At 65.6% G+C, this 20,083-nt stretch carries 16 protein-coding genes and 1 pseudogene; 7 read left to right on the forward strand and 10 right to left on the reverse strand.

The annotated features are described in order from the left end of the window. Positions 1-896, reverse strand: an 896-nt coding sequence (locus tag ON44_RS35600) for an FAD-dependent oxidoreductase (protein ID WP_245567473.1), incomplete at its 3' end; no start/stop codon positions are given. A gap of 74 nt (positions 897-970) precedes the next feature. On the opposite strand from ON44_RS35600, the gene ON44_RS35605 reads away from it, so the two are divergent. From ON44_RS35605 to ON44_RS47850, 5 genes are all read left to right on the forward strand, one after another. Next, positions 971-1,630 carry a TetR/AcrR family transcriptional regulator gene (locus ON44_RS35605; RefSeq protein ID WP_040698823.1) on the forward strand — a complete coding sequence of 220 codons (660 nt, stop codon included), beginning with the start codon at positions 971-973 and terminating at the stop codon, positions 1,628-1,630. 115 nt (positions 1,631-1,745) lie between these two features. After that, positions 1,746-3,098 carry a polysaccharide pyruvyl transferase family protein gene (locus ON44_RS35610; protein WP_040698824.1) on the forward strand — a complete coding sequence of 451 codons (1,353 nt, stop codon included), beginning with the start codon at positions 1,746-1,748 and terminating at the stop codon, positions 3,096-3,098. A 2-nt stretch (positions 3,099-3,100) separates the two neighbouring features. After that, positions 3,101-3,940: a glycosyltransferase family 2 protein gene (locus tag ON44_RS35615; RefSeq protein WP_085998683.1), complete on the forward strand. Its 840-nt coding sequence runs from the start codon at positions 3,101-3,103 to the stop codon at positions 3,938-3,940. Positions 3,941-4,092: 152 nt separating this feature from the next. After that, on the forward strand, positions 4,093-5,328 hold the full coding sequence (gene trpB, locus ON44_RS35620) for a tryptophan synthase subunit beta (RefSeq protein WP_040698826.1): 1,236 nt from the start codon (positions 4,093-4,095) through the stop codon (positions 5,326-5,328). Positions 5,329-5,367: 39 nt separating this feature from the next. Next, positions 5,368-6,537: a hypothetical protein gene (locus ON44_RS47850; protein ID WP_063721680.1), complete on the forward strand. Its 1,170-nt coding sequence runs from the start codon at positions 5,368-5,370 to the stop codon at positions 6,535-6,537. Here the strand turns inward: ON44_RS47850 and ON44_RS35630 are convergent. The 5 genes from ON44_RS35630 to ON44_RS35650 form a co-directional block, all read right to left on the reverse strand. Further along, a complete protein-coding gene (locus ON44_RS35630; protein WP_051182793.1) occupies positions 6,496-10,755 on the reverse strand; it encodes a type I polyketide synthase in 4,260 nt (1,419 codons plus the stop codon). The two genes, ON44_RS47850 and ON44_RS35630, sit on opposite strands and share 42 nt — an antisense overlap. Beyond that, entirely contained in the window at positions 10,752-11,018 is a 267-nt protein-coding gene (locus ON44_RS35635) for an acyl carrier protein (RefSeq protein WP_040698812.1), read from the reverse strand. The genes ON44_RS35630 and ON44_RS35635 overlap by 4 nt, the downstream gene beginning before the upstream one ends. A gap of 29 nt (positions 11,019-11,047) precedes the next feature. After that, a complete protein-coding gene (locus ON44_RS35640; protein ID WP_040698813.1) occupies positions 11,048-12,712 on the reverse strand; it encodes a fatty acyl-AMP ligase in 1,665 nt (554 codons plus the stop codon). Positions 12,713-12,901: 189 nt separating this feature from the next. Then, positions 12,902-13,537 (reverse strand): MspA family porin, encoded by a 636-nt coding sequence (locus tag ON44_RS35645; protein ID WP_040698814.1) that lies wholly within the window; start codon positions 13,535-13,537, stop codon positions 12,902-12,904. Positions 13,538-13,637: 100 nt separating this feature from the next. Continuing rightward, positions 13,638-14,747: a class I SAM-dependent methyltransferase gene (locus ON44_RS35650; protein ID WP_083898341.1), complete on the reverse strand. Its 1,110-nt coding sequence runs from the start codon at positions 14,745-14,747 to the stop codon at positions 13,638-13,640. 14 nt (positions 14,748-14,761) lie between these two features. Between ON44_RS35650 and rfbC the strand changes: the two genes are divergently transcribed. Beyond that, on the forward strand, positions 14,762-15,325 hold the full coding sequence (gene rfbC, locus ON44_RS35655; RefSeq protein WP_040698815.1) for a dTDP-4-dehydrorhamnose 3,5-epimerase: 564 nt from the start codon (positions 14,762-14,764) through the stop codon (positions 15,323-15,325). Here the strand turns inward: rfbC and ON44_RS35660 are convergent. Genes ON44_RS35660 through ON44_RS35675 form a run of 4 tightly spaced genes read right to left on the reverse strand, consistent with a single transcriptional unit; the run spans position 15,300 to position 19,064 of the window. Next, positions 15,300-16,337 carry an NAD-dependent epimerase/dehydratase family protein gene (locus ON44_RS35660; RefSeq protein WP_040698816.1) on the reverse strand — a complete coding sequence of 346 codons (1,038 nt, stop codon included), beginning with the start codon at positions 16,335-16,337 and terminating at the stop codon, positions 15,300-15,302. The two genes, rfbC and ON44_RS35660, sit on opposite strands and share 26 nt — an antisense overlap. A gap of 35 nt (positions 16,338-16,372) precedes the next feature. After that, a complete protein-coding gene (locus tag ON44_RS35665; RefSeq protein ID WP_040698817.1) occupies positions 16,373-17,023 on the reverse strand; it encodes a PIG-L deacetylase family protein in 651 nt (216 codons plus the stop codon). Further along, positions 17,020-17,799: a glycosyltransferase family protein gene (locus ON44_RS35670; RefSeq protein ID WP_040698819.1), complete on the reverse strand. Its 780-nt coding sequence runs from the start codon at positions 17,797-17,799 to the stop codon at positions 17,020-17,022. The genes ON44_RS35665 and ON44_RS35670 overlap by 4 nt, the downstream gene beginning before the upstream one ends. Next, the gene (locus ON44_RS35675; protein ID WP_040698820.1) at positions 17,796-19,064 is read right to left on the reverse strand and encodes a class I SAM-dependent methyltransferase; all 1,269 of its coding nucleotides are present in this window, start codon (positions 19,062-19,064) and stop codon (positions 17,796-17,798) included. Before ON44_RS35675 ends, ON44_RS35670 begins: the two co-directional genes overlap by 4 nt. 492 nt (positions 19,065-19,556) lie before the next feature. Between ON44_RS35675 and ON44_RS35680 the strand changes: the two are divergent. Beyond that, positions 19,557-20,083: pseudogene (locus ON44_RS35680) on the forward strand (sugar transferase); the annotation flags it as partial.

The following is a 20,083-nucleotide window of genomic DNA, read 5'->3' on the forward strand; positions in this document are numbered from 1 at the left end:
CACGGATCGAGCCAGGCCTCGTTGGTGGGTCCGTTGAGCACCTCGTAGACCTTCGGGCCGCCGGTCAGTTCCTGCAGCAGTGCGATGAAGAAGCCCTCCATCATGTTGCCCATGGTCCTGGTGCTGGCCACATATTCCTTGGCGGCCACCAGCGCTCGTGTCAGACCGGTGGCGGCAAGTGCCTGGAACTGCGCGGATCTGCTTGCCGCGCCGACATAATCCCACCAGCTGACATATTCCCACTGGCCGAAGCGCCGCTCCTCGCACGAGGTCAGATAGGTGACGACCCGCCCTGCCATATACATGGCCTCCGGCAGCGGAACGAGATTGTTCTTCAAGAACACCTCGACCAGGATGCGTTGCAAACCTTCCGGTGTGAGCGCCTGCGCGGGATCGAAATAGAACCCGAACATCAGCGGAAAGCCATCGGGCAGATCACCCGCGCGCGGATAGCGCGGATCGCTCACCGAGAACGGAATCAAATTGTCGTACACCGACTTTCGGGTGCCGGGCAGCGGAATGCGGTGCATCGTGTCGTGCACGTGGTGATAGAACGAGGTGAATCCGCGCGCACCGTGTTCGCCGGGTAGCGGTGCGCGGCCGCCGACCCCGGTGCCCGGTAGCGGAATCGTGCGGGATTTGCCGCCGAGTTCCTTGCGATCGAAAACCGTTACCGCGAAACCGCGTTCGGCCAGTTCATGCGCCGCGGTCAGTCCGCCGATGCCCGCGCCGAGCACCGCGACGCTATTGCGCGCCGGGCCGTTTCGGCGTCGCGGCGTCGGCTCGGCTGCCGCGATTCCGGTCGATGTCGTCAATCCCGCGGTGCCCGCCACCGCGGCCGCGCCGCGTAGCAGCGAGCGTCTGCTGATCTGGTTGTCCCGATGCTGAGTTGTCACTGCCGACCCCTAATCTGACTATCTCGATCGTCATATTTATCAGATCGCGGGTCGGCATGGGAGACAATGCGAAGATGACGATGCAGCGACGCCCGGTGCGGACCTATGGCGGTATCGGCGCGGAGGACCGAGTCGCGGCGCGGCGCGGCAAACTCCTGGAAGCCGGGCTGGAGCTGTTCGGCACGCGCGGATATTCGGCGACCGGCGTCAAGGATCTGTGTCGCGCGGCCGGATTGACCGACCGCTACTTCTACGAATCCTTCTCCGGCACAAAGGAACTGTTCGCCGCGGTCTTCGACCATGTCATCGACGAGCTGTTCGCCGCCGTGGCCACGGCGGTCGAGGCGACGAAGCCGCGCGGGACGCGCAAGTTGCGGGCCGGAATCGGCACGTATCTCACCGCATTGGCCGAGGATCCGCGCAAACTGCGCATCGTTTTCGTCGAACCCACCGCGGCCGGCGCCGAATATCGGATGCGTGAAGCGCTGTGGCGCTTCGCCCGATTGGTCGCGGCCACGGCCACCGAGGCGCGGCCGGATGTTCAGCCGCCCGCGGAGATCATCGATATCTTCGCGCTGTCGGTGGTCGGGATGCTGGAGCGGGTGATCGTGGAGAAGCAGGGCGGTCGGTTGGACGTGCCGATGGACGATCTCATCGACTATTGCGCGGCCTTTGCCGGCGCCTCGTTGCGCGCGGTCTACAGCGGCCAGATCGCCGAGCGGACAACGGATTAGCCAGCTGGCCCACATCGATTGAGTGGGGTAGATTTCACATCGAGTTCGTGCCGGGCGCGGACCGACCCGCGGGGGACAAGCGGGAGGGACTAGGACAGTGGGGACCAAGGGGTCTGTGGCTGAGCGCATCGATATCGCCGAACGTGAGATTCGGGTGCTCGTCGAGAACGGCGAGTACTGGCTGCGCAATCGCGGCGATATCGCGATGATGGTGGTCACCGTCGAGCGCATCCGTGCGCATTGGCCGCGGGCGCGCATCGGTGTGCTGACCTATCAGCCGGGTGTGCTACGGGGTTTGGTGCCGGAGGCCGAGCCGATCTGCGGGCCCGACTGGCGTTGGGGATCCGACGGCTGGCAAGGAGTGTTGTCGCGGACCGCGGGCACGAAAGTGGTTGGCCCGGCGGCATTGTGGTGGCGGGCGACCACCGATGGACCGAAGGATCGGCTGCGGGCAATCCGTGTACTCGGTCGCGGCGAGATCGATGACACCGAGACGAATCCGGTAGCGCCGAAACTCGAATTCCCGGTGGAGATTCCGGGGGCGGTCGAACAGGCCTCGCTGGTACTCGCGATCGGCGGCGGCTATATGACCGATGTCGACCGCTATCAGGCGCACCGCACCCTCAACCTGCTCGAATACGCGTCCGCGCACGGCATTCCGACGGCTCTGATCGGTCAGGGTATGGGACCGATGCGTGACCCCTATCTGGTCCGGCGGGCCGAGGAGGTGCTGCCGAAGGTCGATTTCGTCGCGCTGCGCGAAGGGCGCCGCGGCCCGGAGTTGCTCGGCGAATTCGGCGTCGAGTCGGATCGGGTGCTGGTCACCGGTGACGATGCGGTCGAATTCGCCTATCGCAGCCGCGATGCCAGGATCGGCACCGAGATCGGCGTCTGTCTGCGTGTCGCGGATTACGCGCAGGTCAGCCTCGAAGCCCAGGGGATCGTCGGGCAGGTGGTGCGCACCCGTGCCGCGGAGTTGGACGCCGGGCTGCTGCCGCTGATCATTTCCGAATACGCCTCCGAGGACCGGCTTTCGACGTTACCGCTGTTGGTGGGGGCCGATAAGGCGCTGCCGCCGGTCGGTCGCGGCGGCACTCCGGCCGATGTCGCCCGGCAGGTCGGGCGGTGTCGCGTATTGGTGACCAGCGCCTATCATCTGGCGGTCTTCGCGCTGTCGCAGGGGATTCCGGCCGTCGGCATCACCGCCTCGGAGTATTACGACGACAAATTCCACGGGCTGGCGCAGATGTTCGGAACCGGACTGCGCGTGGTGCACCTGAACGATCCCAAACTGGAACAAGAATTGACCATGGCGCTGGACGAGCTGTGGGACGATGCACCTGCGCTCCGGGATCCACTGCAACAGCGAGCCGTCGAACAGATCGATGCGGGCCGGAGTGGTTTGGCACGGGTATTCGGATTGGTGGAAAACGGACCGGTTCGGCCGGTCCCACGATCAGGGGGATAGCTGTGGTGACGACGCTGTCGGTCTGCGTTCCGGCCTACAACTCCGGCCGGACGCTAGCCACCACCCTGCGATCGATCCTCGATCAGGACGTGGAATTCGAACTGGTCGTCCTGGACAATGCGAGTACCGACGATACGTCGGAGGTCGCGAAATCGTTCGACGATCCACGAATCCGATTACTGCGCAATGACACGGTGCTGGCCATCGGTGACAACTGGGACAAGGCGATCCGAGCCTGCGCCGGGAAACTCATCAAGGTCGTCTGCGCCGACGATGTACTGCGGCCCGGTGCGATCACCACCCAACTCGAGGTGATGACCGATCCGTCGATCGCCATCTCCTCCAGCCGGTTCGAGGTGATCGATGAGGCGGGGGAGGTGCTGGAGACCGAACTCGGGCTGGCCGGGCTGCTCGGCAGACAGACCCCACGTGCCTTGGCACGCACCATCGTCCGCCGCGGCCCCGCCGACTTCGGACCGACAGCGGCGGCCATGTTCTACCGCGAGCACTACGACCGCGTCGGCGGTTTGCGCGGTGACCTGGTCTTTCCCATGGATGTCGACCTGTTCGCGCGGGTCTCGTCCTTCGGCGCGTTCTTCGGCGTGACCGAAATCCTGGCCGCCTGGCGCAATTCGTCGTTCAACCTGTGCAGCCAGACCTCCACCGTCAGCAAACTGACCGATATGTATCGCTTCCATCACCGCATCGCGAACGACTACCCGGAGCTGGTCCACCGCGGCGATGTGCTGGCCGGGGATGCCCGCCTGGCCAAGGCCGCATTGCACCGCCTGCGAGTGCGCACGGTAGCCACCGTCCGCAACCGCCCGGATTTGCTGGTCTGACACATGAACTGGCAGTTTCACCGGGCTGCCGATGCGGTGAATCCCGGATCGGCAAACTAAAGAGTCTGTTAACTAATCCGTTGCGGGCGCGCGCTCTGCGGTGAGTCGAAGTAGACAGTGCTGAGGACTCGCGGCAGGAAGCGTTGGTGTGGATGGTTATTGATCATGTGTCGCCGGGCGCGTTGCTATCGAGCACACTTCCGGACGAGCGCGGGCGGTTCGGTGAGTTCGGCGGCAGGTATGTTCCCGAAGGTCTGATGGCGGCGCTGCTGGAATTGGAACAGACCTATGCGCTGGCGCGGGCCGATGCCGGATTCCGCGACGAACTCCGCGAATTACTGCGCACCCGGGTCGGCCGTCCCACGCTGTTGCATCAGGTGCCGCGCTTCGCCGAGTTGCTCGCGGTGCCGGGCGTGCGGGTGTATCTGAAGCGCGAGGATATGACCCATACCGGTGCGCACAAGATCAATAACGCATTGGGCCAGGGATTGCTGGCCAAGCGGATGGGCAAGACGAGGATCATCGCCGAGACCGGTGCCGGTCAGCACGGAGTCGCGGTGGCGACCGTCTGCGCGATGCTCGGCATGTCGTGCGTCATCTATATGGGCGCGCACGATATGCAACGCCAGGCCTCCAATGTCATGCGGATGACGCTGCTCGGCGCGGAGGTGCGTCCGGTGGAGACCGGCAGCCGCAGACTCAAGGAGGCCATCAGCGAGTCGGTGCGCGATTGGGTGTCGAACCTCGACACCACGCACTACCTGTTCGGCACCTCGGCCGGGCCCGCACCGTACCCGATGATCGTGCGCGATCTGCAAACCGTCATCGGCCGCGAGACCCGACTGCAGATCCTGAAATCCGAAGGCCGACTACCGGATTACCTCGTGGCGTGCGTCGGCGGCGGCAGCAATGCCATCGGCCTGTTCCACCCCTTCGTCGATGAACCGGAGGTTCGGTTGATCGGTGTCGAGGCCGCGGGCCTCGGCGTCGAAACCGGGGTTCACGCGGCCACTCTCAACGCGGGTAGTCCGGGCGAAATGGACGGCGCCTACAGCTATCTGCTGCAGGACGACGACGGACAGGTCACGCCGACCCACAGCATCGCCGCGGGCCTCGACTATCCGGGCGTCGGCCCGGAACTCAGCTACCTCAAGGACATCGGTCGCGTCACCTACCGCACCGCCACCGACGCCGTGGCCCTGCGCGGCCTGCACGCCCTCACCCGCACCGAAGGCATCATTCCCGCCCTCGAATCCGCCCACGCTGTCGGGTATGTCCTCGAACTGGCCGAGCGCGGTGACCTGCCTGCCGACTCGATCGTGGTGCTCGGCCTCTCCGGTCGCGGCGATAAGGATCTCGCCATCGCAGCGGAGCGGCTGGCGGGATAACCTGTTCGCCGGACGGATGCCGCATGCCAGGATGGCCGAATGACCCACGGAGCGAGCCGAGTTGCCGAGCATACGGTCGAGCTGATGATGGACTACGGCCAGTTCTGCATCGACGGCGGTCTCGGCGATCCGGATAACGAAATCGACCTGCTGGATCGGGCGTTCGCGCAGCAGCCGTGCGCCGGGGATGGCACCGTCCTGCTGGTGCTCAGCCCGCATCAGAACAACTTCGAGATGTCGATCGCGGTGCAGGTGTGGGATGGCAGGCCGCCGAATGATCGCGACGACTGGCAGCAGGTAAGCGAAGGCCGACTCCGTGTGGATTCTGATGGGACACTGAGCATCTCGTCGCCGACCGACGGGTGGGCGGACCCGTGTCCGGTGCCGCCCGGCGATTATCTGATCGAAGTCGGTGGTCGCGGATTCGTGAACTACGGATGGCCGGGGACCACGACGCCCGGTGATATCTGGCGGATTCGGTTGTGGCCCGACGACGGCGACGATCTGCTGCCGCACCGGCAGTGGGATATGCCGGGATACGGCGTCCCGGAAAATGTGCCGATACCCGAACCGACCACGACGGAGGATGCCGAAGAGTGGGTTCTCGTCATGGATGCCACCGGCAGCCGATACATCCCAGCCGGTGAGCTGGTGGCCGAGACCGCGGCTGCCGAGCGCGTGGAATGGGGCGGCGATCCGATACCGGAACTGCGCGAACATCTTTCGGCTGCGGAGCTGGCCCGCTTCGACCGCCCGCTCGCCGAGGCGATCGCCGCGATGGATGAGCCGACCTTGCGGCGGCTGGCTCGACGGTGCGCCGTCAAGGCCTGCGAGTTGGCCGATATCGCCGAAAGGCCGTGGATAGCAATGGGATTGCTGGCCCTGCGCGAAGGGCAACCGCTACCCGCGCCGTTCGACGACATGCCGACCGCCTTCGAGCGGCTGGAGGGCGAGGAGTTCGGCCCCGCCGAGGACAATTCGCGCCAACTCGTCGCAACTATGGGCGAATCGACGCGTTCGCAGGCGAATCCCTTCGATATCGGTCCCGTACATCGCCCCTTCTTCGCCCTCAGCGCCATCGAGCACGCGACGAATCCGGATGCGTTGGCCGCGGCGATAGCCGCACTGCATACCGCCGCACTCACCTTCGGTGCCGATGCCCCGGTGCTATTCGGCGAAATCGGCAGCGAGTTCCGCTCGGTCGGCTGACCGAAGCAGGGCCAACTCCTCGGCGAGGATCTTCACCGTGTCGCGAATCTGATCCTCTGTGTGGCATGCGGTGACAAAGAAGCGCAGGCGGGCAAGGTTTTCCGGGACTGCCGGGTAAATAATCGGGTTGACGTTGATGCCGCGGCGCAGTAGCGCATTCGACAGTGTCAGCGTCTGCAACGAATCGCCGATGATGCACGGGATGATCGGTGTGTCGGCGCTGTCACCGGTGTCGATACCGGCGTCGCGAGCCAGGCGCAGGAACAGTTGTGCGTTGTTCCGCAGGCGATCCAGCGGTGTGCGGTCGGTGCGCAGTTGGCGGATCGCCGCCGCCGATGCGGCCGCATTCATCGGGGTCATGCCGACGCTGTAGACGAATCCAGGTGTGGTGTATTTGAGGAAGCGGATCAGCTCGGCGCTGCCCGCCACATAGCCGCCGCATCCGGCAAGCGCCTTCGACATGGTGCCGGACCACAATTCGACATCGCCGCGATCGACGCCGAAGTATTCGCCGATCCCGCCGCCGCCGGCACCGAGTACACCGATGCTGTGCGCCTCGTCGATCATCAACAGCGCTTGGTGCTTCCGCTTGACCTCGATGATCGCGGGCAGATCCGGAATATCGCCGTCCTGGCTGTAAACGCCCTCGATCAGGATCAGCACGCGGCGATACTGGTGCCGGATTTCGGTGAGCAGCTGGTCGAGTGCCGCATGGTCGTTGTGCGGGAACGGCCGCCGCGTCGCGCCGGACAGTTTGCAGCCCTGCAGGATGCTGTCGTGCGCGAGGCTGTCGTGGATCACCAGATCCTCCGGACCGGCAATGTGCCCGATGATCGTGACGTTCGTCGAATGGCCGCCGACGAGTGCGATCGCATCCTCGGTGCCGAGCAACCCGGCGAGTTCGGCCTCCAGTTCGCGGTGCACCGGCTTTTCACCGGAGAGCACGCGGCTGGCCGAACACGAACTGCCGTAGCGGGCGACCGAATCCTGGACCGCCGTCACAACTGCCGGATGACCGGACAGGCCCAGGTAGTTGTAGCTGGAGAAGTTGAGCACGGGTGCGCCGTCGATCACCGAGGTGTCCCGGGTGACGCCGTCGTTGATCAGGAAGTAGGGATTCGACAGCCCGAGCGCCTCCGCGCCGGAGAGCCGATCGGCAATCGCCCGGACCTCGGCGAAGTCGGAGATCCGATACTCCGGCGCGACGGTCACGCGCTCGGGCGCGGGTGCGGGCGCGGCGGGTGCGGGCGCACCGGTGACTTGATCCGCGACATAGCCGATGACATCACCCAGTGTCGTCATCGCTGTGAACCAGCTCGGATCGATGGTCAGTCCGGGAAGTTTGCGGACGAGTCCGCCGAACAGGTCGGTGAGCATGATCGAATCGAGTCCGAGGCCGTCGGTGATCGTCCGGTCGTCCCGCAATAGGTCGGCGGGGAAGCCGCTGACCCTGGCCACCTCCGCGCGCACGATGCCGGCGACCGCCTCCGGGCTGACCGAGGACCGCTCGGTGTCCGGCAGTGGTGTCCGGATCTCGGTGGATCCGGTCGCCACACTGGCCAATACGGCGGCCTGCTCGCGGAAGAGTGCGATCAATTGATCCATGGTCGTTGTTGCCTCAAGGGTTGTGGAAGTCGTTGTGTGGGTGGGGGGTTCGACCCAGAATCGGTGTTCGGTCGAGAACTCGTAGGTCGGCAGGCGGCGACGGACTCGTTGCGCCGGTGCGTAGAGTCGATCCCAATCGGGGGTGAAACCGTCGCGGTACAGCGCGGCAAGGGTCTGCGCGAATTCGGTGCCGGACGCACCGGGTCCGGGGCTTGGCGCGAGGCAGCGCGCCGCCAGCTCGGGCCGAATCCGGCCGACCAGCGCCGCCAGGAGCTTTCGCGGGCCGACCTCGATGACATGGCTGGGCTCGGTGCCCAGTGCCGCCTCCACGGCGTCGGCGAATCGGACGGTGGCACAGACGTGTTCGGTCCAGTACGCGGCGTCCATCGGCTCGGAAGCATCGAGCAGGCGTCCGCGTACGGTCGAATAGACGGGAATATTCGGTGCACGGTAGACGCAGTCGCGGGCGATAGCCTCGAACTCCGCCAGCATCGGCTCCATCAGCGGGCTGTGGAACGCGTGGGAAACGTTGAGCGCCTTCGTGATCACCGTACGAGCGTCGAGTGCCGCCCGGATCCGTTCGATCGCCGCGGCCGGACCGGAGAGCACGAGATCTGCCGCACCATTGACGGCGGCGACCGCAACCAAGGGTTCCTCGGCGAGCAGATCGGCCACCTGGTTCTCGGCCGCGCGTACCGCGAGCATCGCACCGCCCGTTGGCAATTGCTGCATCAGCCGACCGCGCGCGACCACCAACCGACACGCGTCGTCGAGGTCGAAAACTCCCGCCACCGCCGCGGCCGCGAATTCGCCGATGCTGTGCCCGATGAGCCATGCGGGCCGCACGCCCGCCTCGGCGAGTGACCGGGCGAGTGCGTATTCCATCGCGAAGATGGCGGGTTGGGCGAGGTCGGTGCGGTCGATATCGGTGCTCTCATCGAGCAGCAGGTCGCGCACCGAGCGATCCAGGTGCTCGATCATGCAATCGTCGACCGCCCACAGGGCGTGCTGGAACAGCGGGTTCGCCGCGTCCAACGCCCGTGCCATACCGGCGAATTGTGAGCCCTGACCGGTGAACATCCAACCGGTGCCGACCGCTTGTGCCACACCGATTTCGGGTTCGCCCCGCAGGCGTGCGATAGCGTCGGCACGATTGGTCGCGACGATCGCCGTTCGAGTGCGCCCGGAAGATTTGACCTGGTTACTGGTCCAGCACAGCTGCGCGAACCGATCCTCCGGTACCGTCGCCAATGCGTCGGCGAGTCGAAGCGCGTTGCGCCGCAGTCCTGCCCGATCATTCGACGACAGCGTGAGTACGCCACCCCCGGACGCCGCCGGTGCCGGCTTCGCGGGCGCGCTGGCCAGCACGATGTGCGCATTCGTACCACCGATCCCGAAGCTGCTCACCCCGCCGAGCGCCGGTCCGTGCAGCGGCATCGGTTCCGCGACCAAGCGCAGGCCATGGCGACTCATCCGCAGCTGGGGGTTTTCCTGCTCGGCGAATCTCGTCGGCGCGACTACACCGTGATGCAGACCGAGCGCGACCTTGATCAGTCCGGCGACGCCCGCCGCGCCCTCGGTATGGCCGAGATTGCCCTTGATGGAACCGATGCCGCAGGGTTCGGCTCGGTTCGCCCCGTGCAGTGCGCCGAGCGCCTTGACCTCGATCATGTCACCGAGAATCGTTCCGGTGCCGTGTGCTTCGATGAAGTCCACGTCCTCCGGCTGTACACCGGCCCGCTGATAGGCCTCGGTGATCACCTGCTGCTGTGCCCACCGGTTCGGTGCGGTGATGCCATTGCTGCGGCCGTCGGAGTTGACCGCGCTGCCCTTGATCACCGCGTACACCGGCAGCCCCTCGGCCACCGCATCGGCCAAACGCCGCAGCACGAGCACGGCGACACCCTCACCGCGCACGATCCCATCGGCGTTGCCGCTGAACGGTTTACAGCGAGCATCGGGCGCGGACAGGCCCGCCTGGGTGTAGAATACACCGACGGCCGGGGTGAGTACGAGGTTCACGCCACCGGCGACCGCCTGATCGCATTCGCCGGAAGCCAGTGCACCACAGGCGAGATGGACCGCGACCAGCGATGACGAACAGGCGGTATCGACCGCGATACTCGGACCGCGGAGATCGAGCTGATAGGACAGCCGGTTCGCGGTCATGAAATACCCATTGCCCGAACCGTGCTGCGGTGTGATGGCGGCGTAATCGCTCATCTGCAGGTTCGCCCATTCATTGGCCATCACACCGACGAAAACCCCGGTGCGTGTGCCGGACTGGGCTCGTGGATCGAGTGCGGCATCTTCGAAGGCGCGCCAGGTGGCCTGCAGCAGTAGGCGCTGTTGCGGATCCATCGCCTCGGCTTCCCTCGGTGCGATACCGAAGAATTCGTGGTCGAAGGCGTCCGCGTCGTCGATGAATCCGCCGCTGCGGGTATTGATGGTGCCGGGTGCACCGGCCGGATCGTGGAAGTCGTCGGCGTGCCAGCGGTTCGCGGGCACCTCCGAAATGGCGTCGCGTCCGTCGAGCAGCATCTGCCACAGCGCGGCGGGATCGGGTGCTTGCGGGAATCGGCAATCCAGGCCGACGATCGCGATGTCCGTCATGTGGCGACAGCGAATTCGGCGGCCAGATATCCGGCGATATCGGCGATGGTGGGGTAGTCGAAAACCAGCGTCGGGTCGACGTCGAGTGACCACCGGTCCTCGATCTCGCCGCACAGGGTTACCGCCGAAGCGGAGTCGAGGCCGAGCTCGGCGAGCGGAATCGCCGGATCCACCTGGTGCGGTGCGCGTTCGGTGTAGTCGGCGACGCGCTTCACGAGCCAGCCTTGGATCGTTGTCGGGCAGGCGGCAGCGGTGTCGAACATATTCGGCTCCTCGGCGGTACAGGGGTCGGTCAGACGGTCAGTGATCGGCTCAGCGCCGGTTCGAGATCTTCGTGCAGGACACCCTCGACGCGATCCTCCAGGAACGCCGCCCGCATCGAGTTGCGCTGGACCTTGCCGCTGGTGGTGTGATGCACCGAACGGGTTTCTACGAGAACGACATTCGGCGCGGGCACATCGAACCTTCGGGCGACCGCGATTTTGATCGCCGAGGTCAGCTCGGTCAGCGTGGCCTCGCCGAGCAGCGCCTTCTTGACGCCTTGCAGCACGACCATTCGTTCCCGGCCCCCCGCGTCGACGGATACGGCGACGCCGACGGCGAGTGCCGGATGCAGCGCGCTCACCAGTTCCTCGACGTCCTGGGGATAGAGGTTGCGGCCGTTGATGATCAGCAGATCCTTGAGCCGGCCGGCGATGAACAGCTCCTCGTCGTGCCGCAGACCGAGATCACCGGTGCGCAGGAACGGCCCCTCGGTTCCGATGTACGCGTCGAAGGTCTCGCGGGTCTCGTCGGGACGGTTCCAATAGCCGGCCGCAACACTCTCGCCGCGAATCCAGATCTCGCCGACGGTGTTGTCCGGCACCTGTTTGCGCGTGTGCGGGTCGACGATGCGGATGTCGAGACCGCGCGCCGCGCGGCCGCAGCTGACGAGCCGGGTATCGGGTCCGGCGTCGAGGTAGACCGGTGTCGCGTCGATCCGTCCGTAGCTGGCGAGCAGCGTCACCTCCGCCAGGCCGTAGACCGGCAGGAATGCTGTGGGCGGCAATCCTGCGACCGCGAACCGTTCGTTTACCGCCGCCACGGTCCGTTCGCGAACCGGCTCGGCGCCGCACAACGCGAACCGCAGACTGCTGAGATCGAGATCTGCCAGCTGCTCGTCGGTCACTCGGCGCACGATCAGGTCGTATGCGAAATTCGGCGCGCCGGTGTAGGTTGCTCGATACTTGCTGATGGCCTGCAGCCAGCGCACCGGACGCTTGAGGAATGTCGTCGGCGACATGAACACCAGATTCGTGCCGAAGTACACCGCCCCCAGCACAAAGCCGATCAGGCCCATGTCGTGGAAGTTCGGGATCCAGCTGACACCGGTCCCGGTATCGTCCAGCTCGCCGCCGGCGGCGATGGCCGCCTCGTTGTGCATGAGATTGCCGTGCGTCACGACGACGCCCTTCGGGGTGCCGGTCGATCCCGAGGTGTATTGCAGGAATGCGATCGTCCCGGAGTCGATATCGGGCATCCGCCAGGCGTCGGGGTCGCCGAGCGGACCGTCGGTGGCGGCGACGACCGCGGTTGTGGTCGCCGCGACCAGCGGCTGGAATTGGCTGGTCGTAAGCACCAACCGGGCGCCGGAGTCCGCGATTATGCCCGCAACCCGGTCGGCGCTGCGCTCGTAGTTCGGCAGCGGCGCGGGAACGGCCACAACGCCGGCGTACAGGCAGCCGAGAAATGCCCGCAGAAACGCCATACCGTCCTGGTAGAGGAGCACAACGGGCTGCGCAGACTCCGGACGGTCGGCCAACCAAGCGGCCACGGCCCTGGCGTCGCGATCGAGTTCGCGATAGCTGACGATCTCCTCGACGAGCTCGCGACCGGCCTCACGCAGGTAGGTGTAGGACCTCGTATCCCCGTATTCGCATACTTGCTGCCGGACGTGGTGGACGTAACTCGGCTGCATAGTGTGTATTCCTTCGGGGGGAGAGGCGACATCGGGACTACATATGACTGTCGTCGCTCCGCCCCGCCGAAAACAGGGACCTCAGGGATCGCCCAGCAAACCCGAGGGGTGGGCAATTTTCACCCCGGGGTGCCCACACCGCAGTGTGGCGCCCGATGACCGGACGCCACACTGCCGCGCGCTGCCGACTCAGATGGTCCAGAGCCTGCCGTAGGTGTACACCGCGTCACCGTTGGCGCTGATCACCCGCACGAACGGGCGAATGGTTGTCTGCCCGAGCACACCGGTGACGGTGCCGTGGAAACCGGACATCCGGATGAAACCCTCCGCGCCGAAGACATCGCCGCCCGTGCACTCGACGGTCTGGATCCCGGGACCGAAACCCACCGCGAGTTCGACGCCTGCGCGCGGGATCAGACCGTTGAGCTTGAGCACCGATCCGTCGGCGCCGCCGAGATCGACACCGAGGTCCGGCGTATACCACTGGAATACGATCCGTCCGTTCAGTGTGGCCGGATATCCGACCTGATAGCCGATGGTGATGTGGCCAGACCAGTCCTGGGCGTTCGGCCCGGTGACGCGGTAGGAAGCCTCTCCGTTGTGGAACCACTCGCGGGTCAGCGGATTGCCGTCCAACGGTGGTACGAAATCGATCCGGGTATCGGATTGAATCGCCTCGACCGTCCGATCCTGCCGATCGACGATCTGACTGGTGCTATCGATTGCCGCGGATGCGGTGCCGGTGGTGAAGGCCAGACCCGAAGCCGTTACCGAGGCCAATATGAACGCGCGCAGACTCCGGCTACGGAGTGTGTTATCCCTCATCAGTATTTCCCCTCAGGTTCCCCACTAACAGATGTTCAACAGCAAAACGCGCAACGCCGCCGCCGATCCCACTACGACGCAGCCAACTCACGGCATATGGTCACCGCCCTTCCGAAGGGCCGGCCGGATTGTCGACGACCCAGCGGCTGTCGAGTTCGGGAAATCTGGCACGGACCTCGGAAAGCAGATCGCGCAGTGTCAGCAGCACGAAATCCGGTCGGGCGGAGACGAGTTCGGCAGGCGAGATGATCGGGATATCGGTGCCCGGCATCCGGCGGCCCTGTTTGGCGGGTGAGGCATCGGCGACCGCGGCGATCAGTCCGCGGTGCACTCCGGCAATGCTGAAGAGCGCGACCGCGCGCGACGCCGCCCCGTAGGCGTACACCCGTCTGCGGCGCGCCGCCATCGCCTCGAGCCAGTGGCGCAGAAGTCGGGCATGCTCGTCGGTCCTGCGCTGAAGGCCTTGTAGCGCAACGAGATCAGTGTATTCGGCTTCGGCGGCGCGAATGGCGCGCACGGCAAGGTCCGGTTCGACCGTGCCGTGCACCGCGCCGATCAGGACGGTGCCGCCGTACAGATCGAACTCCCACGCCGTCGCCACACTCATCCCGGCGGCCTCGAGCAATCGGTGCAGTGCGCCGAGCGAGTAGTATGCGAAATGCCCGTGCCGCAATGCATTCCATTGACCCGTCGCGACGATGGTGGCCAGCGAGTGGTACTGGAGCAGCAGCAGGCCCGCCGGCGCGGTCGCCGCGGCCCGCTGCGCGAAGGCGGCCCGCTGATCCGGCTCGTGCATGATGCCGAAGCAGTCGAGCACCACATCGGCGACCCCGTCGACGGATTCGAACCCGCGCCCAGCGAGCAACGGCAGCCAGGTACCGCCGTGCGGACTACCGAATTCGCGCACGGTCCGCCCGCGCAACAGACCGGCGCGCGCCACCCGTGCCACCGCCTCGGCGGCCTGATCACGCAGCGCCTGCGGTTCGATACCGCGCGGCTCCGCGGTGCGGGTGTCGTCATCGGCCAATTGCGCCAGCCCGCAGGCACCGCAGACATCCATGCGCAGCGGATGCGCGATCTCGGTGGGTTCGATCGCACTGCGCGCGAGCGGAAAATGGTCGGCGGCAGGAACTTTACCGAGATCGAGTACCGGGGTGAGTTCGGTACTCGAGCAGCCGCGGCAACCGCGACGCGGGACCATGCCGTTCATGACACGATGGCCTGGTGCGTATCGAACACACCGATCTCGCCGATGTCCTGGTGCTGGTGCCCGAACCCTTTCGGGACGACCGCGGCCTGTTCACCCGCACCTTCGACGCCACGAACTTCGATGCTCACCTCGGCGCACCCGGTACGGCGGCCGCATTCGTGCAGGATTCGCAATCTCGTTCGGCACGCGGAGTCATCCGGGGCATGCACGGACGGTCCGGGCGGGGTGAGGCGAAGCTGGTGCGCTGCGCGCACGGCGCGGTGCACGACGTGCTGGTCGATATCCGGCCGGATTCGCCGAGTTTCGGGCGGCAGCAGGCATTTCGGCTCGACGACACCGAATTCCGGCAGCTCTACGTGCCGCCGGGCTTCCTGCACGGCTTCCAGGCGCTGACCGCGAATGCCGATGTCTGCTACCGGATCGACCGTCCGCACGATCCGGCCGAGGACATCGGCGTCGCCTACGACGATCCGGAACTGGCCATCGCGTGGCCGCTGCCGGTCACCGTGGTCTCGGCCCGCGACCGAGCCGCCGGCAGTTGGCGCCAGCTGCTCACGAAACTTGCCGAGCCGCTGTGATCCGACGCATCGACGCGTCCAGCACCCCGGTATCCCGCAATTTCGCCAGATGTGGCAACCGGGTGAACCGGCGGAAGAAATCGTCACTGGTAAGTCCCCTGGCGGTGTATTCGCGATACAGCTGCTCGGCCCCGGCGGCCACCGTCCAGGTGGCGCGGTAGCCGAGAACCGAACGGGCGGAGGAGAAGTCGACGCGATAGGACCTCGGGTCCGCGCCGCTCTCGCCGGTGATGGACAGCCGGGCGCCCGGCACCGCGGCCACCACGGCCCCGGCGATATCGGCCACCGTGAGATTGTTCGCCTCGGTGCCGATATTGAACGCCCGGCAGTCGATCGCCGCGCGCGGCGCGGTCAGGCAGGTCGCGAAGGCTTCGGCGATATCGTCGGCATGCACCAGCGGCCGCCACGGTGTCCCGTCCGAGAGCACCTTCACCTCGCCGGTGAGCACCGCGTACCCGACCAGATTATTGAGCACGATATCCGCGCGCAGTCGCGGCGAGAAGCCGAATGCCGTTGCGTTGCGCAGGAATACCGGCGTGAAGTCGGCATCCGCCAGCGCCGCGACATCGTCTTCGACCCGCACCTTGCTGTCGGCATAGGGCGTGATCGGACGCAATGGGGCGTCCTCGGTGACCAGATCCTCGCCCGCCGCGCCGTACACCGAACAGGTCGATGCGTACAGAAATCGCCGCACCCCGGCCTCTTTCGCAAGCCGGGCCAGGCGCACCGACGCGTGATGATTGATCGCGTAGGTGATTTCGGGATCGAGTGCGCCGAGTGGATCGTTGGACAACGCCGCGAGATGGATCACCGCATCGAATCCGGTGAGCTGTTCGACGGTCACATCGCGCAGGTCGACCGCGAGACCGGGCGGATCGCCGGGCAGTCGGCCGAGGACGCAATCGGCGAAGAATCCGGTATCGAGTCCGACCACCTCGTGGCCCGCGGCGCGCAGCACCGGTGCCATGACCGTGCCGAGATAACCCTGATATCCGGTGAGCAGCACACGCATGCCCGTGTCTTCGGCAGTCAATTGAGCTCCAGTAGTCATGACAGACCCAAATCGACGACAACCTTGTCGACAACGAATGCTTCGGCATGCCGATCCCGGCATTGCACCCCACGCAGCCGGGACAGACCGATGAACGACTGCTCGTCGAACCAGTCCCGCCCCACTTGCGAAGGGTAGTGCTTCTGCAGCAGCCGCGCCTTTTCCTCGGCGAATTCCGTTGATATCGGCACGAATACGGTCGGCGTCGGCGTATCGGTCTCCCACTTCAGGATTTCGTAGCCGAGCACCAGCTGGTCCCGGAATTCGGTGGGGACCAGTTCGGCGAGGAGCCGATGGTCCTGATGCGCGTCGCCGCGCTGCGGTGCGAAGACCAGATCCGGTTCGGTGCTCGCGCGGAAAGTGGCCAGCGCCTGCTTGATTCGGTCCCAGTGCGCGGGCGCTCGGCCGTCGGGCAGGTCGAGCACCGTCACGCGCAGATCCGCATTCGGACAGAACGCGGTCAGCGCGGCCCGCTCCTCGTCCTCGCGCACCGTGCCCGCACCGGTGAGCACCAGTGCGCGCACCCGCAGCCCGGAATGCTTGCGCGCCACCGTTAGTAGCGTCGCGCCCATGCCGATCGCGATGTCATCGCAGTGCGCGCCGAGCACCGCGATCTCGGTCAGTGACCCGGTGGTCAGCGCGATCATGCGAACTGTTTCTCCCAGACCATCCATGGGCGGATGCCGGATCGGTATGCCGCGTCGAGTTCGGCGCGTTCCTTGAATGTGTCGGCGGGCTTCCAGAAGCCCAGATGCTGATAGCCATAGAGCCGGCCCTGTCCGGCCAGCCTCCCGCAGGCGTCCGCGACGAGATCTCCGCCGGGCGGCAGCAGATCCAGTACCTCGTGGCCGAGCACGAAGTATCCGCCGTTCTCCCACAGCGGCATCGACGAAACCGGCCGGATCTCCTTGACCTCGCCACTGGGCTTGATATCGACGCAGTGGAACGACTGCTGCGGTGGCACCACCATCATCGAGGCGGCCGCGCCGGAGGCGGTGAAGCGCTCGATCATCTCGTCGAGCGGTGCGTCGGTGAGCACGTCGGCGTAGTTGGCCAGGAAGGTCTGCTCACCCTCGAGATATGGCCGCACCCGCCGCAGCCGTTCGCCGATGGCCGAGTCGAGACCGGTGTCGACGAAGGTGATCGACCAGTCGCTGATATCGGTGCGCAGCAACTCCACCGAACCGTCGCGGATGACGAAGTCGTTGGACACCGACTCCTGGTAGGTCAGGAAGAAGTTCTTGATGTGCTCGGCCCCGTAGCCGAGGCACAGAATGAAATCCTTGTGGCCGAAGTGCGCGTAATAGCGCATCACATGCCACAGCAGCGGCCGGGGACCGACCAGTTGCATCGGCTTGGGCAGCATGTCGGAGCCGTCGCGCATCCGCATCCCGTACCCGCCGCAGAACAGCACAACCTTCATCGCGCGTGCCTTCCCCTCGATTCAGCATTCTTCGTTTCCCCGAGCACGGCGCTGTGCAAAGTCGGTAGTGGATAGACCAGTTCGCCGCCCCACTCGGCGATATGGCTCAGTTGTGTGGTGATCTCGGCCTCGAGATTCCACGGCAGTACCAGCACCACATCGGGTCGATCGAGATCGATGCGTGCGGTCGGGTAGATCGGGATCCGGGTGCCCGGGGTGAATCGCCCGTGCTTATAGGGGTTTCGGTCGACCGTATAGCTCAGCAGGTCGGGTCGGATCCCGCAATAGTTGAGCAGGGTGTTGCCCTTGCCGGGCGCGCCGTAACCGACCACCCGCCTGCCCTGTGCACGCGCGTCGAGCAGGAACCGCAGCAGTTCCTGACGGACTTGTCGCGCGCTGATCTCCAGGTGCCGGTAGCCCTCGGCGCGGTGCAAGCCCGCGGTCTGCTCGCGGTGCAGCACCTCGCGCACCCGGCTGCTCGGTGCGGCCGCGACCGCCTCCGGCCGTGCCCACAGCCGGATCGAACCGCCATGGGTGGCAAGCAGTTCGACATCCACTACGGCCAATCCGGCGGTGGCCAGCGCGCGCTGAGCCGAGAGCACCGTGTAGTACTGGAAATGTTCGTGATAGATGGTGTCGAACTGGCCGAACTCCATCAGGTTCAGCGCGTGATGCACCTCGATCGAGAGCCAGCCGTCATCGGCGAGCAGTTCGCGTAGTGCGCGGGTGAATCCGCGCAGATCGGGGACGTGGGCGTAGACATTGTTGGCGACAACCAGGTCCGCGGGCCCGTGCTGGGCGCGGATCCGCTTGGCGAATTCCTCGTCGAGGAAGGCGGTTTCGGTCGGCACGCCGAGTTTGCGCGCGGCCGCGCCGACATTCACCGAGGGTTCGATGCCCAGGCACGGGATGCCCGCGGCGACCACATGCCGCAGCAGGTACCCGTCGTTGCTGGCGACCTCGACCACGAATGAATCGGTCTCGAGGTCCAGCTTTTTGACAGCTTCGGAAACGAAGACTTCGGCATGCCGTACCCAACTATCGGAATACGAGGCGAAATACGCGTATTCGGTGAAGGTTTCCTCCGGCGTGATCAATGCGGGGATCTGCAACAGTAGGCAGTCCTCGCAGATCCGCAGATGTAGGGGATAGGTCGGCTCGGGAAGATCGAGTTCGTCCACCGCGAGAAATTTTTCGCACGGCGGTGTGGCTCCGAGGTCGAGCACGCTCGACAGACGCTCGGAATCACAAAGGCGACAACGCATCCTGGCCCCCTGCCTCCTGCCGCGCGGATCGACCCCGGCGAATTACCGGCATGCCCATGACGTCGGCGCGATCAAGTGAGACGTTACAGCGAATCGCTTGCGTATGGCTCGTGAAACCGATTGTGGGGTAGCGGTTTCCGGACGATTTCGAGAGCGCTCCGACCATTGGCATCTGGTGGGCAAACAACTCTCGTTGGTGGCGGAGCCCCCATCGTCACTTCCATCTGGTGTGTGCGCGGGTGCGCCACCTGCCGACTTTTCCTGAAGAGGCATTTGTTTCAAGACTCGAAAAACCGACCGCCCGAATGTTGGCTACTCCGTGGAATACTCTGCGGCACTTTCTGTTCGGTGTGTGCAGGGGATTGTGTTCTGTAACAATCGCCTTCGGGCCGCCGACTGAAGGAACAACCCCGGGCGGCCGGATTGTGTCGAGGGGACCGGTCGACGGGGATCGGGGGCAACGAAAAACTCCCAGGGGGAGGTGTTTGTTCAATGGGCTTCGAGCTCACCGAAGACGACGACCTGGATAGCGCAGGCCCGTCACCGACCCTGCCGCGCTCCGAGCGCGAACGTTGGCAGGCAGAGTATGTACGGCGTCTGGCCACAACGGATTTCGCGGTGATCGGCGCCGCCGTCGGCCTTGCACAACTGATCCGATTCGGTGGCCCCGCCGCGCCGCCGCTGGCGTGGCCGATGCCGTACGAGGTCGGCTACACCGTTGTCTCGGCGTTGCTCGCGCTCACCTGGCTCGCTTTCCTCGCGGCATGCAATTCCCGATCACCACAGGTGGTGGGGTGTGGGTCCGAGGAGTACCGGCGGTTGGTTTCGGCCACTCTGCGACTGTTCGGGGCATTGGCGATCATGTCGCTGATATTCCAGATCGAGTTCGCGCGAGGCTATCTCGCGATCGCGCTGCCGCTGGGTCTGGTCGGACTGATGGTCAGCCGGTTGCTCTGGCGACTGCACACCAGACAGCGCCGCAGGCGCCAGGGCGAATACCGCACCTCGGTGCTCGTGGT

Origin of the sequence: Nocardia vinacea NBRC 16497 (assembly GCF_000308835.1) — a bacterium.
In the GTDB taxonomy this organism is placed as follows: Bacteria; Actinomycetota; Actinomycetes; order Mycobacteriales; family Mycobacteriaceae; genus Nocardia; species Nocardia vinacea.

What these genes read in the sequence shown, in the direction of transcription:
- ON44_RS35605 (WP_040698823.1), top strand. Translation starts at nt 971, where the DNA reads ATGACGATGCAGCGACGCCCGGTGCGGACCTATGGCGGTATCGGCGCG.
- trpB (WP_040698826.1), top strand. Translation starts at nt 4,093, where the DNA reads ATGGTTATTGATCATGTGTCGCCGGGCGCGTTGCTATCGAGCACACTT.
- ON44_RS47850 (WP_063721680.1), top strand. Translation starts at nt 5,368, where the DNA reads ATGACCCACGGAGCGAGCCGAGTTGCCGAGCATACGGTCGAGCTGATG.
- ON44_RS35630 (WP_051182793.1), bottom strand. Translation starts at nt 10,755, where the DNA reads ATGACGGACATCGCGATCGTCGGCCTGGATTGCCGATTCCCGCAAGCA.
- ON44_RS35635 (WP_040698812.1), bottom strand. Translation starts at nt 11,018, where the DNA reads ATGTTCGACACCGCTGCCGCCTGCCCGACAACGATCCAAGGCTGGCTC.
- ON44_RS35640 (WP_040698813.1), bottom strand. Translation starts at nt 12,712, where the DNA reads ATGCAGCCGAGTTACGTCCACCACGTCCGGCAGCAAGTATGCGAATAC.
- ON44_RS35645 (WP_040698814.1), bottom strand. Translation starts at nt 13,537, where the DNA reads ATGAGGGATAACACACTCCGTAGCCGGAGTCTGCGCGCGTTCATATTG.
- ON44_RS35650 (WP_083898341.1), bottom strand. Translation starts at nt 14,747, where the DNA reads ATGAACGGCATGGTCCCGCGTCGCGGTTGCCGCGGCTGCTCGAGTACC.
- ON44_RS35660 (WP_040698816.1), bottom strand. Translation starts at nt 16,337, where the DNA reads ATGCGTGTGCTGCTCACCGGATATCAGGGTTATCTCGGCACGGTCATG.
- ON44_RS35665 (WP_040698817.1), bottom strand. Translation starts at nt 17,023, where the DNA reads ATGATCGCGCTGACCACCGGGTCACTGACCGAGATCGCGGTGCTCGGC.
- ON44_RS35670 (WP_040698819.1), bottom strand. Translation starts at nt 17,799, where the DNA reads ATGAAGGTTGTGCTGTTCTGCGGCGGGTACGGGATGCGGATGCGCGAC.
- ON44_RS35675 (WP_040698820.1), bottom strand. Translation starts at nt 19,064, where the DNA reads ATGCGTTGTCGCCTTTGTGATTCCGAGCGTCTGTCGAGCGTGCTCGAC.